General features: G+C 27.8%; 15 protein-coding genes. 1 reads left to right on the top strand and 14 read right to left on the bottom strand.

Annotated features, from left to right (window positions below; all coding sequences use genetic code 11):
• Positions 1–139: 139 nt before the first annotated feature.
• The 3 genes from EIH23_RS10750 to EIH23_RS10740 form a co-directional block, all read right to left on the bottom strand.
• The gene (locus EIH23_RS10750) at positions 140–712 is read right to left on the bottom strand and encodes an ECF transporter S component (RefSeq protein ID WP_243113394.1); all 573 of its coding nucleotides are present in this window, start codon (positions 710–712) and stop codon (positions 140–142) included.
• A 16-nt stretch (positions 713–728) separates the two neighbouring features.
• A complete protein-coding gene (locus EIH23_RS10745) occupies positions 729–1,892 on the bottom strand; it encodes a pyridoxal-phosphate-dependent aminotransferase family protein (RefSeq protein ID WP_122640291.1) in 1,164 nt (387 codons plus the stop codon).
• 283 nt (positions 1,893–2,175) lie between these two features.
• Complete coding sequence (locus tag EIH23_RS10740; protein WP_122640290.1) at positions 2,176–2,415, bottom strand: DUF5658 family protein; 240 nt, start codon at positions 2,413–2,415, stop codon at positions 2,176–2,178.
• Positions 2,416–2,666: 251 nt separating this feature from the next.
• Here EIH23_RS10740 and EIH23_RS10735 point away from each other — a divergent pair, with 251 nt between their 5' ends.
• The gene (locus EIH23_RS10735) at positions 2,667–3,590 is read left to right on the top strand and encodes a ribonuclease Z (RefSeq protein ID WP_122640289.1); all 924 of its coding nucleotides are present in this window, start codon (positions 2,667–2,669) and stop codon (positions 3,588–3,590) included.
• Positions 3,591–3,636: 46 nt separating this feature from the next.
• On the opposite strand, the gene EIH23_RS10730 is transcribed toward EIH23_RS10735, so the two are convergent.
• From EIH23_RS10730 to EIH23_RS10680, 11 genes are all read right to left on the bottom strand, one after another.
• Positions 3,637–3,903 carry a hypothetical protein gene (locus EIH23_RS10730; protein ID WP_122640288.1) on the bottom strand — a complete coding sequence of 89 codons (267 nt, stop codon included), beginning with the start codon at positions 3,901–3,903 and terminating at the stop codon, positions 3,637–3,639.
• A gap of 481 nt (positions 3,904–4,384) precedes the next feature.
• The gene (locus tag EIH23_RS10725) at positions 4,385–5,671 is read right to left on the bottom strand and encodes an NCS2 family permease (protein WP_122640287.1); all 1,287 of its coding nucleotides are present in this window, start codon (positions 5,669–5,671) and stop codon (positions 4,385–4,387) included.
• Positions 5,672–5,892: 221 nt separating this feature from the next.
• Positions 5,893–7,227 carry a CoA-disulfide reductase gene (locus tag EIH23_RS10720; RefSeq protein ID WP_122640286.1) on the bottom strand — a complete coding sequence of 445 codons (1,335 nt, stop codon included), beginning with the start codon at positions 7,225–7,227 and terminating at the stop codon, positions 5,893–5,895.
• Between the two features lie 239 nt (positions 7,228–7,466).
• Positions 7,467–7,838 (bottom strand): YhbY family RNA-binding protein, encoded by a 372-nt coding sequence (locus EIH23_RS10715; RefSeq protein ID WP_122640285.1) that lies wholly within the window; start codon positions 7,836–7,838, stop codon positions 7,467–7,469.
• Between the two features lie 21 nt (positions 7,839–7,859).
• The gene (gene obgE, locus EIH23_RS10710) at positions 7,860–9,140 is read right to left on the bottom strand and encodes a GTPase ObgE (protein ID WP_122640284.1); all 1,281 of its coding nucleotides are present in this window, start codon (positions 9,138–9,140) and stop codon (positions 7,860–7,862) included.
• Between the two features lie 129 nt (positions 9,141–9,269).
• Complete coding sequence (gene rpmA, locus EIH23_RS10705) at positions 9,270–9,560, bottom strand: 50S ribosomal protein L27 (RefSeq protein WP_122640283.1); 291 nt, start codon at positions 9,558–9,560, stop codon at positions 9,270–9,272.
• 14 nt (positions 9,561–9,574) lie between these two features.
• Positions 9,575–9,892 (bottom strand): ribosomal-processing cysteine protease Prp, encoded by a 318-nt coding sequence (locus tag EIH23_RS10700; protein ID WP_122640282.1) that lies wholly within the window; start codon positions 9,890–9,892, stop codon positions 9,575–9,577.
• A 15-nt stretch (positions 9,893–9,907) separates the two neighbouring features.
• Positions 9,908–10,219 carry a 50S ribosomal protein L21 gene (rplU, locus tag EIH23_RS10695; protein ID WP_122640281.1) on the bottom strand — a complete coding sequence of 104 codons (312 nt, stop codon included), beginning with the start codon at positions 10,217–10,219 and terminating at the stop codon, positions 9,908–9,910.
• Between the two features lie 118 nt (positions 10,220–10,337).
• A complete protein-coding gene (locus EIH23_RS10690; RefSeq protein ID WP_122640280.1) occupies positions 10,338–11,741 on the bottom strand; it encodes an Rne/Rng family ribonuclease in 1,404 nt (467 codons plus the stop codon).
• A 170-nt stretch (positions 11,742–11,911) separates the two neighbouring features.
• Positions 11,912–12,610 (bottom strand): TIGR03936 family radical SAM-associated protein, encoded by a 699-nt coding sequence (locus EIH23_RS10685; protein ID WP_122640279.1) that lies wholly within the window; start codon positions 12,608–12,610, stop codon positions 11,912–11,914.
• A 2-nt stretch (positions 12,611–12,612) separates the two neighbouring features.
• Complete coding sequence (locus EIH23_RS10680; RefSeq protein ID WP_122640278.1) at positions 12,613–14,457, bottom strand: TIGR03960 family B12-binding radical SAM protein; 1,845 nt, start codon at positions 14,455–14,457, stop codon at positions 12,613–12,615.
• Positions 14,458–14,546: the final 89 nt, after the last annotated feature.

Below are 14,546 nucleotides of genomic sequence, written 5' to 3'. Positions count from 1 at the left end.
TGGAGGTTATATTATGACAAAATACATTATAGGAATTTTTAGCTTTTTATTAGGATTATATAACTTAAAGCAATTATATAAATTAGATAGCTAAAAATAAAAGTGGGTCGTACTATTATTCAGTACAGACCCTTGTATTTTATCTAATATATTTTTTTAGTAACTTAGCTACAGGTATTCCTATTAACATACCTATTAGTATTTGAGTTATATTACCTGGTATTGATAAAATTGCCTTAGTATGACTTCCATATAAAATAATTTCAGTTATATAATATCCAAATATCATCCAAATACCTGATATAATTATTCCAAGCATATTTGTAATTATATCATTACCTTTTTTATTCCTGGACCAAGATATACTTCCTATTATGTAACCCATTACGCCTCTTACTACAAATGTAAATGGTGCCCATATTGCCCATTCTGATAATAAATCAAATAGCCCCATACCAAAAGCACCTGCTATAGCACCTTTTTTCTTACCAAAAACTATCGCAGATATAAATAGCATAGTATTACCTAAATGTACTAATCCTCCAGTTGATTCAAGTGGTAACCTTATATTTATAAACCTAGTAGCTATAAATACTAATGCTATTAATAATCCATTTTCAGCCAAATCCCTAGAATTAATTTTTCTATTATTACTTTCTACAATTTGTGATATATCTAAGTCATCTTTTATTAACTTATTTTCCCCCATCATATCCACTCCCTAAAACTTACTTTATAACTAATTTTACTTCATCATAATACTTATTAAATAATTCTACTAATCTACCATTTCCCTCAAATCCAAGATATCTCAAAGATTCATCTATAAAGTTTAATACAGGTATTAGTTTTTCTACTCTAGCATTTTCTCCCATATGACCTATTCTTATTACTTTATCTGAGTAATTACCTAAAGATGTTGCTAAAATTAAATTGTATTTTTTTAATAAATTATCTGTTAATTTTTTTGCACCTATATTAGATGGTATTTCAACAACTGTGACAGTGTTAGAATAGCCTTCTTCTAAATATAAATTTAACCCATATTCTTTTATAGATTTCCTAACTGCATTAGCTATTTTTTTATGTCTTATTAGCACATTTCCTATACCTTCCTCAAGTATATTATCTATAGCTTTATCTAATCCCATTATGTCACTTATAGGCATCGTATATGGAAACCATTTATTTCTATAATAATTTTCCCATATTCCTAAATTACAATAGAAACCTATGATTGGAGTTTTTCTATTTCTTATAACACATTTAGCCTCATCACTTATACTAACTATAGTAAGACCTGCTGGTGCTGATATAGCTTTTTGTGATCCTCCTAGGGCTATATCAACTTTCCAATCATCAACATTAAGTTCTTCTCCAATCATACCCGCCACAGAATCTACTACTGTCAAAATACCATATTTTTTAAGTAAATGGCAAATCTCACTTAAGTTATTTAATACGCCTGTTGGAGTATCACAATGAACTAATGTTGCATATTTAAAGTTACTATCTTTTTTTAAAAATTCTTCCAATTCCTTTGTCTTAATATCTTTAGTGTATTCTCTTGAAAAGTAAGCTACTTCTCCTCCATACATTTTTACAAATTCATCAAATCCCTTACCAAATATTCCATTATCAATTACAAGAACTCTATCGCCCTCTTCAGTAAGTGATGCGCAAGCTGCTTCTAAACCTAGTATCCCTTCTCCACTTAATATGTAAACATCATTTTTTGTATTTATTATCTTACCAATCTTATCACAAGTATTTTTATAAAACTCAAAAAAATCTATATCCAGGTCTGGATTTGTTGTAGCTATAGATCTTGCTAACCTCACATTTTCTCTAACTTCTGTAGGACCTGGAGTATATACTAATTTGTTATTCATTTAAATTGCCCCCTTTTTTATTTATATAAGTCATTATATATCAATTATAATTGTATTGTATTATTCTAAAAACATTTTATAATTGTATCAGTACATTTATAGTTTTATATTTTAATAAATAATTTACTTTTATATTCTCCAAAACAATAAAATAGAGCACTTCTAAGCTTACCTAGAAGTGCTCTATTTTAGTTTAATATAAATATTGAGTATAATGCTATGTGATATAAACATATACCTACATAAATTATATTAGAAAAAAATATAACTAATTTTAGTTATATTAGATAATCTTGCTATTTATTTTATTTAATAAAAGTATAACTAAAATTGTAGGTAAAATTACTTTAATTAATAAAAATAATAATGGATTAATTTCATACATTATTCTTAAAAAGCTATTTAACTCTTTATAAAACTCATATTTTAAACCGATAAATGTTGCTATTCCGTCAAATATATTTAACAACATAATAGATATTAATCCGTACTGTGTTTTACTTTTTCTTAATGTATCTTCCATAAATTACTCCTATAAAATTAATATAGTTATTATTAATTTTATAGCTTTTAAGTTATATACTACATTAATCTAATTAGTAATTTTTATTCATAAATTATATAAGTTAGCTCCTAATAACTGCTATTATTTAAAAACTTACTTCCTATAATATTATATCTTATTGAAAATTTTTACGATTTTATTTCCTAAATTTTTCGCATAATATATATTATAGATACTATTAAAATCATTATCTATAAAAGGAGAAATTTATGATAGATTTAATTTTACTTGGATGTGGAGGAAATATGCCTATGCCTAATAGGTCTTTATCTTCTCTTTTTATAAATTATCAAGGAAGAAAGATATTAATCGACTGCGGTGAAGGCACACAAGTTTCTATGAGAATGAAAAACTGCGGATTTAAAAATATAGATCTAATATGCATAACCCATTTACATGGAGACCATATTATTGGTATTATTGGTCTTTTATCTACTATAGGAAATAGCTCTAGAACAGAAGATTTAACAATTGTAGGTCCTGTAGGAATAGTAGAAACCATAAATGCTATTAGAATTTTAGTCGAATATTTACCTTATAATATTAATGTTATAGAATATCCTAATGGTAGTTTCTCTCTAATAAATGAGTATTTAAAAGATTTAGAAATATCAACTCTGGATCTAGATCATTCTACTGAGTGCTTAGGATATAGTTTTTATTTCAAAAGAAAAGCTAAGTTTGATGTGAAAAAAGCAACAAATAACAATGTACCTAAAATTTTATGGCAAAAACTTCAAGAAGGAAAAGATATAAAATTTAAAGATAAACTTTATACTCCAGATATGGTGTTGGGAGATGATAGAAAAGGAATCAAAATAAGTTTTATTACAGATACTAGACCACTATTATCTATACCTGAATTTATAAAAGATAGCGACTTATTTGTATGTGAAGCAATGTATGGTGATGATTTAGATATCTCTAAAGCTGTAAAAAATAAACATATGACATTTAGAGAATCTGCTAATTTAGCTCGCTTAGGCAAAGTAAGACAGCTTTTATTAACTCATTTTAGCCCATCTCTAGAAAACCCTCATATTTATAAAGAAAATGCAACTTCTATTTTTGAAAATACTATTATAGGTGAGGATAGACTTGAGCTACACCTTAACTTTTATGATGAAAAATAAAAAAATGCCGCATAACTTGTTTCTAAGTAATGCGGTATTTCCAATTCTATTTATTGTTTCTAATTTCTTTTTGAATTTTTTTCAGAGCGTTCTTAGAAACTCTAACTATGTCTTTTTCTAACTTTCTATCTTCATAACTAATAAACAAAGTATTTAAATCATATCCATCTGGATATAAATCCTTTGCCTTTATGTGTAACTTTATTTTTCTTATATTAACATATATAAAATATTCTTTATATAAAACTTTTACATTATTAAATTTATCAATTGTTTTATACACTATTACATAATCATTATAATCCAATAACATAACTTTATCTCCTACTTCTAAATTAGGAGTATAAATTGAATTAGGATTTATATTAAATCATCCTTCTAGTGGTATATGATTACTATTTTCTAATATTTTTCTTGCTTCTTTATTTTCATTTAATCGTCTTTTTACTATATTAAAATTATCACTTGTAATTAATTTATCTATAAGCTCTTTTCCTAATGAAATTACACAATATACCTTTATTAATTCTTTTACTATATCTAGTTGTAATTTTTCAAATGTATCTATATTTATTTATCTTCTTATTAATTTTTTAATATGACTTCTTGATAAATAAGGGTTCGTTAGCCTTCATACTCCTTATTTATTAAGAAGTCTTACTACGGCCTCATTATATTTAAATTTTTTTAAAAATTTTCTCCTTCCAGTTAAATATAATTTATTAAAAAATAGGTAGAGTCTATATTTAGAATACTATGAGCTCTACCTATTTATGTAAATTTTATTTATATATTTATATTATAAAGTATATAATTAATGGAACACAAAGTATATATATACCCCAGTTTAACTCTTTATGCTTTCCTGCTAATACTTTAGTAAGCATATATGATATAATTCCTATACTTATACCATTAGGTATACTTGATGTAAATGTTGTAAATATTATTGTAGCAAAAGCTGGGAATGATTCTGTAAAATCATCTAATTCTAAGTCTTTTATACTCGATATCATAAGAAGTCCTATCATTATTAAAGCTGGTGCTGTTGCTTGATTTGGAATCATCGTTGCTATAGGTGTTATAAATATTGTTAAAGCAAAACATATACCAGCAGTTAGTGCTGTTAAACCAGTTCTTCCACCTTCTTCAACTCCTGCTGCTGATTCAATAAATGTGGTAATAGTTGTTGAACCAAATAATGCACCTATTGTTGTTGCTAATGCATCTACAAAGAATGGTTTATTTATTTCAGGTAAGTCTCCATTTTCATCTAATAAATCTGCTTTTGCTGATACTCCTATTAAAGTTCCTAATGTTGAGAAGAAATCTCCAACAAAGAATGTAAACATTAATGGGAAGAAACTCCATTTAAAAGCTGATATTATATCTAACTTAAATGCTATAGGTTCTATTGAAGGTGGCATTGTTATTAAACTTTGTGGAATAGATGTTATTCCCATTGGTATACCTATTATAGTAGTTATTATTATACCTATTAGTACTGATCCTTTTACATTTCTTAAATTTAAAAATATTAATATTACTAACCCTATAATAGTTAAAATAACCGCTGGATTAGTCATATCTCCCATTGATATAGATGATCCATCTATAACCATTAATCCTCCATTAGAAAATCCTAATGATACTATATAAAATCCTACAGCTATTCCTATTGCATGTTTAACATTTTTAGGAATTAATGCTACTATAATTTCTCTTAATCCTAGTAATGTTAATAATAAGAACATTACTCCTGAAATAAATACCATACCAAGAGCAGTTTGCCATGATACAACTCCACCTGCTACCAAAGTATATGCAAAAAATGCATTACTTCCCATTGCTGGAGCTAATACAAATGGTAAATTTGTATATAATCCCATAAATATAGAAAATATTGCTGCTAATAAAGCTGTAACTACAGTCACTGCTCCTATATCCATACCGGCAGCTGACATAAATGTTGGCTGAACTATTAATATATATGCCATAGTCATAAACGTAGTAATACCTGCTGCTACCTCAGTTTTTACATCTGTTTTATGCTCTTTTAATTTAAATAATCTTTCTAACATAATTCCTCCGTATAACTTGTCTTATATTATTTATATCGTGTTATCGTTTTACGAACTAGATTTTAAATTTTATATTAAATGTTCACATTTGTCAACATTATTCGTCATTTTTCTACATTTTCTATTAGATTTTATGTATGTATATGAATTTTTAAGCCAAAAAATAGAATAGTAAACAATAATATAAATTATTCACTATTCTAATCTAATATTTTATTTAATTATTTGCTAACATTACCTGCAACATTTAATACATCCCAAGTTCTTGCAAATGGTGGTGCATAGCATAAATCTAACATACCTAATTGATTTGTAGTCATCTTACCAAATATCGCTGCCGCTAATACATTTGCTCTTTGAACTGAATCCTTAAATCCTGCAACTTGTCCACCTAAAATCACCTTAGTATCTGCATTATAAACAAGCTTTACATATATTTTATCTCTACCTGGATAGTAGTTAGTCTGATTAAAATCACTTATAAATTTAGCTTTATAATTTAATCCTAAACTTTTAGCTTTTTCTTCTGTTAATCCAGTTGATGCTGCTTCCATATTCATAACTTTTATACAACTTGATGCCAATGAACCTTGGAAAGCATTATTAGCTCCAGCTAAATTTTCTCCAACTATTCTACCTAACTTATTTGCTCCTGTTGCTAGAGGAACAAACATATCTTCATTTGTAACTATATTTTTTATAGTTGCACAGTCTCCTGCTGAGTAAACATCTTCTACAGAAGTTTTACCATACTCATCAACTATTATAGCTCCATTTCCTAACATTTCTATTTTAGTATCTTTTAAGAATGTAGTATTTGGTCTAACACCTGTAGCTATTATAACTAAATCAGCATCTATTCCACCTTTATTAGTTATAACCTTTTCTACTTTAGTTTCTCCTATAAATTCAGAAGCTAATTCTTCTAAGCGTAAATTAACTCCATGAGACTTAATTTCATCTTCTAACACATCTGTTATTTCTTTATCAAATACTGCATTTAAAACTCTATCAGCAGCTTGTATAACAGTTACATTTTTACCTAATTTCTTAGCAGCTTCAACGGCCTCCAATCCTATAAATCCTGCACCTATTATAACTACATTTTTAACATCTTCTTTATTTAGTATTTCTTTAACTTTTATACCATCTTCCATAGTTTTTAATGTTGAAACATTCTCAAGATTAACATTTTTTATAGGAGGTATTATACTACTCGCTCCTGTTGCTATCATTAATTTATCATAAGAATCTTCAAAAGTTTCACCAGTCTTAACATCTAAAACCTTTAATTTCTTATTATCAGTATCAACTGCTGTAACTTCTTTAAATATATTTAAATCTATTCCAGATTCTCTAAACTTTTCTGGGCTTCTAGCTATCATATTATTAGCATCATCAAAGAATCCTCCAACAAAATACGGTAATCCACAAGCTCCAAATGATACTACATCAGTTTTTTCATATACAACAACCTCATAATCAGGTTTCATTCTCTTTAATTTAGCTGCTGCAGACATACCAGCTGCAACCGCACCAATTATAACAACTCTCATATTATGTCCTCCTCAAATATTATATTTTGCCTTATACTGTAAATAAATTAACCTCTTAGATATTATATTAACATTTTAAAGTATAAAAATCTATTTTTATATTTATTTTTAATTCTATATATCAATATACCCAAATAGTAGTATCTTAATATAAAAAAATTCTAGTCATTTACAATAAAATTCATTGAATGACTAGAATTTTTTAATACTTATTATAATTAGTAAAAGTAACTTTATAACTATCTTCTTGCAGCTCTTTTAGTTATTTTTCCTTTTTTAGTTACTGTATTATCTTTAACTTTTGCCTTGGCTTGCTCTTGTCCTGGGAAAAGTATCTTTGGTTCTTCATTGTTTCTTCTATATATAGTAAATTTAAAACCTATAGCTTGTACGAACTCTGCTCTTAATGCATTACATATTGCATTAGCAGTTTCTTTAGCATCAAGACCTGCAGTTTCAAGTATAGTAACTTTTACTATTTCTCTACTATCTAACATAGCATCTAATTGATCTAAGAAACTTTCTGTTACACCTTCTTTACCTATTTGAGTTATAGGCTTTAAAGTATTAGCTATTGATCTTAAATAAGCTCTTTGCTTTCCTTTTAACATAATGTCACCTCTTTATTTATCCTAGTTGTAGAATTCAAATTCAATTTCATAAATCTTAACTGTATCTCCATCTTCAATACCCATCTCACTAAGCTTATCAAAGACACCTTCTGACTCCATAGCTTTTTGGAAATATTGAATTGATTCCATATCTTCAAAGTTAACAGAATACATTATTCTTCTTAAAGATTTACCTTTAACAACATATATTCCATCTTCTATTTCAACAGTTAATCCTTCATCTTCATTAGATTGATCTAATTCTGGTCTATACATTTCTTCTTCTGTTACTAACTCTACATCTTCAACTTCTTTTAATAATTGAGATACATAAGCTATAACATCATCTATTCCTTGACGAGTAGCTGCAGACATTTTAAATACTTTATATCCTCTACCCTCAAGTTCTTCTTTAAATTCTTCATATACACTTTCATCTTCTAAAATATCCATTTTATTAGCAACAACTACTTGTGGTCTATGAGAAAGTTTTTCATTATATAGTGATAATTCTTCATTTATCTTATCAAAATCTTCTAATGCATTTCTACCTTCGTGTCCAGTTATGTCAACGATATGTATCAATACCTTAGTTCTTTCTACGTGTCTTAAGAAATCATGTCCAAGACCAACACCTTCTGCAGCACCTTCTATAAGCCCTGGTATATCAGCCAATACAAAGCTATCACCAAATTTAGTTTGAACCACACCTAAGTTTGGAGTTAACGTTGTAAAATGATAGTTAGCTATCTTTGGTTTTGCTTTAGTCACAACTGATAAGAATGTAGATTTACCAACATTAGGGAATCCTAGTAATCCTACATCTGCTATCATTTTAAGCTCTAGAATTACCCATCTTTCTTCTCCATCTGTACCAGATTTTGCAAAAGCTGGAGCTTGTCTTACTGCATTGGCAAAGTGTTGATTTCCTTTTCCACCTCTACCACCTTTTGCAACTACAGCTCTATCGCCTTCTTCTTTTAAATCTGCTATTATAAGTCCTGTAGCTTCATCTCTTATTATTGTACCAGGTGGAACTTTAAGAATTAAATCTTCTCCATTTTTACCTGCTTTTTTCTTTTTACTTCCATCTCCACCAGATTCAGCAAGGTACTTTCTTTGATATTTGAAATCCATCAAAGTTCTAAGACCTAAATCTACCTCAAATACTATACTAGCACCTCTTCCTCCGTCTCCTCCATCTGGTCCACCAGCTGGAACATATTTTTCTTTTCTAAATGCAACCGATCCATTTCCACCGTTACCAGCTTTAACAAAAATTCTTGCTTTATCTATAAACAAATTAATCACCTACTTGATTAAGACTTTTTTTTATTTTCTCCAAACTATAAATATTATATATATATAATTTGAGGAAATCATCTATTTACAACAAAAAGGAGTGTAAGAACACTCCTTTTCTCATATATATTATTCAGCAATAGATACTGGATATACGCTTACTTTTTTTCTTTTCTTGTCTTTTCTTTCGAACTTAACAGTACCGTCTATTAATGCGAATAAAGTGTCATCTCCACCTTTACCTACATTAGTACCTGGATGTATCTTAGTTCCTCTTTGTCTTACTATTATACTACCAGCAGTAACTACTTGTCCGTCATATCTCTTAACACCTAATCTTTTCGATATAGAATCTCTACCGTTTTTAGAAGACCCTACCCCTTTCTTAGATGCAAGTAATTGTAAGTTCATGTTTAACATATTGGAGTCACCCCCTACTTTTTTAAGATTTTTATATTTTTTGGGTATTCCCTTTTAATTTCTTGAATAGCCAATTGAAAATGATTTAATAATAGCTGAGATTTCCCTAAAGAATTATCTTTAACAATACATTCTATATGTCCTTCTTTAGCTTCTATTTTTTCAAATTCAACTTTTTGTAATTTGTCTAAAGAGTTTATAACTGCAACTGCATTAGATGTAACTGCAGAACAAACTATATCATAACCTATTTCAGCATAATCAGCATGTCCCTTTAAACAAAAACCTTGAAGTAAGAAATCATCATTATAATAATAATTAACTTTTATCATTATTCAACCTAAATACTAAGCGTTTATTTTTTCTATAACTATCTTAGTGTATGGTTGACGATGTCCTTGTTTTCTTCTGTAGTCTTTCTTAGCTTTATACTTGAAAACTACAACCTTCTTAGCTTTACCTTGTTCAACAACTTTTGCTTGAACAGAAGCACCTTCAACAACTGGAGAACCAACAACTAACTCTCCGTTCTTAGTGCAAGCTAAAACTTCGTTTAAAGTTATAACATCACCAGCATTAGCTTCTAACTTTTCAACGAATAATACATCACCTTCAGCAACTTTATATTGCTTTCCACCTGTTTTTACTATAGCGTACATTAAATACACCTCCTCGGTCCAAAACTCGCCATAAAGGTAATTTCTAAAAGAAATTTTAAGACCTTTTTTGTGCGGCATTACATTTATTAATAATACTATGTTTTTTTACATTTGTCAACTAAGTATTAAAAATAATATTTATTTTTTCGTAACTTATACTGTCACGTCCTGTCGACTTAATAATAATATCATATTTTTTACTAATTGTGTTTAAAATATTTTTCCATTTTTGATTTATTTCTTTATATACTTCATTATTTAATTCTATGGATATACTTTTATATGATGTATGTTCAGATATTCTCATAACTTCTTTTTCTATATCATCAATTATTGAATTTATAGATTTTAAGTATGAATGCTCTTTACAAGTAGGGCAATCACCTAAAAAGTATGTATCTATAGAGCTCTTTTCTCTTCTTCTTGCAACCTCTACAAGACCTAGCCTAGTTAATCCCAACACTTCAGACTTTCTTTTATCTTTTTTAAGCTCATCACTTAATATTTTTAGCAATTCTTCTTTATATTCCTTTTTATGCATGTCAATAAAATCTATAATTATTATTCCACCTATGTCTCTAAGTTTAAGCTGTCTTGCAATCTCTTTTGCTGCTTCTAAGTTAGTTTTATATACAGTTTCTTCTAACTTTATACTTCCTGTATATTTTCCCGTGTTTACATCTATAACTGTCATTGCTTCAGTTTTATCTATTATTAAGTATCCACCACTTTTTAACCAAACTTTTTTATTTATAGATTTTTCAATTTGTCCTTGAACTTTATATAAGTCAAATACATCTTTATTCTTTTCTAATATTAACTTATTTACGTATTCTTTATTTATTTCTTTTAAAATATTTTTTAATTCACTATACTTTTCTTCATTGTTAACAACAATTTGATTTGTATACTCATTTACATTATCTTTTACATACTTTGATGCGAAATCTAAATCTTTATATAAAAGTTTAGGACCCATACCTAATTTAAATTCTTTACAAATTACTTCATACTTTGCCTTAAGATACTCTAAATCACACTTTAATTCCTCTAGTGTACATCCTTGAGCTTCAGTTCTAACTATTATTCCTAACCCCTCTTTATTTATTGCATTTATGATTTTTTTTAATCTAAATCGTTCTTTTTCATCTGTAATTTTATTAGACATAGTAGACCTATCATTAGATGGTATATAAACTAAGTATCTTCCTGCTATACTTATTTCTAAATTAAGTTTTGCCCCCTTACTTCCTATTCCTTCTTTATTAACTTGTACCATTATATCTTGACCTGATTTAATATCTTTATTTTTACCTAAAGGTAAATAAGCTAATTTATCAAGTCCTATATCCACAAATCCCGCCTCAATTCCTGGCTTTACATTTTTTACTACACCTCTATATATATTAGATACAATTTTTTCATTTGTATTATCTTCTATAAGCAATTCAACTAGCTTATCATCTTCAAGTATTGCAGTTTTTTGTGATAAAACTAACGATTCTATAACTATATTTTTCATTTAAAATTCCTTTCATGTTTTACTTCAGCATCAATCTTATTATAGTATAAACTAATTTATAGTTTTATAGATAAGTTAATAAGCATTTTTATTTTTACAAAAATTTTCATCATAAAATTTGTAAAAATAAAAATGAGCGCACTATAAAAGTACACTCATCTTATTATGAATTACATAGGAGAAACTAATTGTCCATCTTCTACTACATATAAATCTCTTCTTAATATATCTACATCTAATGGGTCCATCTCTATGTCTAACATTTCTAATACTTTTGGTATAAATATATTAGTATTTAGATTAGCTTTAGAACCTGTAGCTATAGTTCCTATTAAAGTTAAATTATTATCTTCTAAACTTAAAATATCAAAGAATTTTATCATAGGTCTTATATTTGACTCTACTATTTTACCTTTTTTATTTTTCTTACTTATCATTATTTCTTCTTTATTCATAAAATCAGTTATTCTAGATTTTACGAATTCCTTGCTTATAGAATTTTCTAATTCTATATTGAATAAGTACTCTCCATATTCAATTGTTGATGCTAATGAAGGAGTCTTAGGATCAATTTCTTCTGCTTTAACAAATTCTATACCTTGTGGTAATTCTTCATTTATTCTAGTTAAGAATTCTTCAACACCTATTTCCTCTTCTATTTCTATATCTACATATTCACCATAACTTTCAGTTCCTAAAGCTAATGCATTTCCATAACTCATCTTTGGATGAGGATTATATCCTTGAGAATAAGATAATTCTATATCCGCTCTTCTAAAAGCTCTTTGTAAAAGTTTTTGTAAATCAAGATGTGATATGTATATCATATCTCCTTCTTTTTTAAATTTTACTCTTATTATTTTGCTCATAATTAACATAACCCCCTTGTAATGTCATTTACATTTATTCCACATCCATGACATTGATGTCTACAGTCTGGAGATACTTTATCTTCTCTTGCTTTTTCATTTTCTCTTATTAAGAATTTCTTAGTAACACCTACATCTATATGATCCCATGGGAATACTTCTTCATATTGTCTTTCTCTATTAGCATAGAATGCTATATCAAGATTATTCTTTTCCATAGCTTCTTTCCATGTATCTAAATTAAAGTATTCTGACCATCCATCAAACTTAGCTCCAGCTCTAAATGCATCTAATATTACTTTACCTATTCTTCTATCTCCTCTAGCTACAACAGCTTCCATTAAACTTGTTTTAGAATCATGATAATTGTATTTTATATCTTTATTCTTTAATTTTTTAACTAAGTGTCTTTGTTTCTCTACAACTTCTTCAGTATAATCTTGTCCATGCCATTGGAATGGAGTAAATGGTTTTGGTACAAATGTTGATGTACTTACTGTTACTGAGAAACTTCTTCTTAATTTTCCTCCATTAACATCTCTGTAAGTATCTATAACATCGTATGCTAAATCTGCTATACCATCTAAGTCATCATAAGTTTCAGTTGGAAGACCTATCATGAAGTATAATTTAACACTGTTCCATCCCATTTCAAATGCTTTTCTAGTAGCATTCTTTAAATCTGCTTCACTTACACCTTTGTTTATAACATCTCTTAATCTTTGAGTTCCTGCTTCTGGTGCAAATGTAAGCCCCGATTTTCTTACTTGTTGTATTTTTTCTGCTATTTCCATAGAAAAATTATCTAGTCTTAATGATGGAAGTGATATACCTACATTTTGTGGAGTATACTCATCAACTAAGAAATCCGTTAACTCTCTTAACTGACTATAATCACTTGTACTTAATGAAGATAATGATATTTCATCATATCCTGTATTTTTCACTAAATTTGCAACTATTTCTTTTAATCTATCAACACTTTTCTCTCTTATAGGTCTGTATATCATACCCGCTTGACAGAATCTACATCCTCTTGTACATCCTCTGAATAATTCTAAAACTACTCTGTTATGAACGGTATCTATATAAGGAACTATAAGTTTATCTGGATAGTCTACAGTTTCTACATCTCTTATTATTCTTTTTTTAACTTTACTTGGAACACCATCTTTATTAGGTACTACTTCTTTAACTGTTCCATCTTCATTGTATGTAACATCATAGAGGCTTGGTATATATACACCTTCTATTTGAGCTATTTTTAATAAGAAGTCTTCTCTAGTTGTTTTATTTTTCTTCCATTCCTTATAAGCATTTATAACTTCTAAGTTAACTTCTTCACCTTCACCTAAAATTGCTATATCAACAAAATCAGCTAATGGTTCAACATTATATGCACAAGGTCCACCTACTAGTATAAATGGATCGTCTAATTTTCTTTCTTCTCTAAGTAACGGTATATTTGCTAAATCTAATATATTTAAAATATTTGTATATGAAAGCTCATATTGAAGCGTAAATGTTACAAAGTCAAAATTAGTTATAGGCTCTCTTGATTCTAGAGCAAACATTGGTATATTTTTTTCCCTCATTATATTTTCCATATCTACAGCTGGAGAGTATACTCTTTCACAAAATACATCTTCATCTTTATTTATTACATGGTAAAGAATATGACTTCCTAAGTGACTCATCCCAACTTCGTACAAATCAGGGAAACAATGAGCATATCTTATTAAGTTTGGATTAGTTGTATCTTTATGTATAGAATTAACTTCATTTCCAAGATATCTAGCAGGTTTTTCAACCTTTTTTAAAATTCTTCTTAAGTCTACTTTATTCATTTATTATTGAAACCTCCAATAAATTTATTACTTTCAAAAAGCATAATTTTTATTATACACCATAAAATATAGATAATGCATTAAAATTT

Origin of the sequence: Romboutsia sp. Marseille-P6047 (assembly GCF_900604535.1) — a bacterium.
Lineage (GTDB): Bacteria > Bacillota > Clostridia > Peptostreptococcales > Peptostreptococcaceae > Romboutsia_E.
The sequence above is the reverse complement of the archived record's forward strand: the minus strand, read 5'-3'. Positions and strand labels throughout refer to the sequence as shown.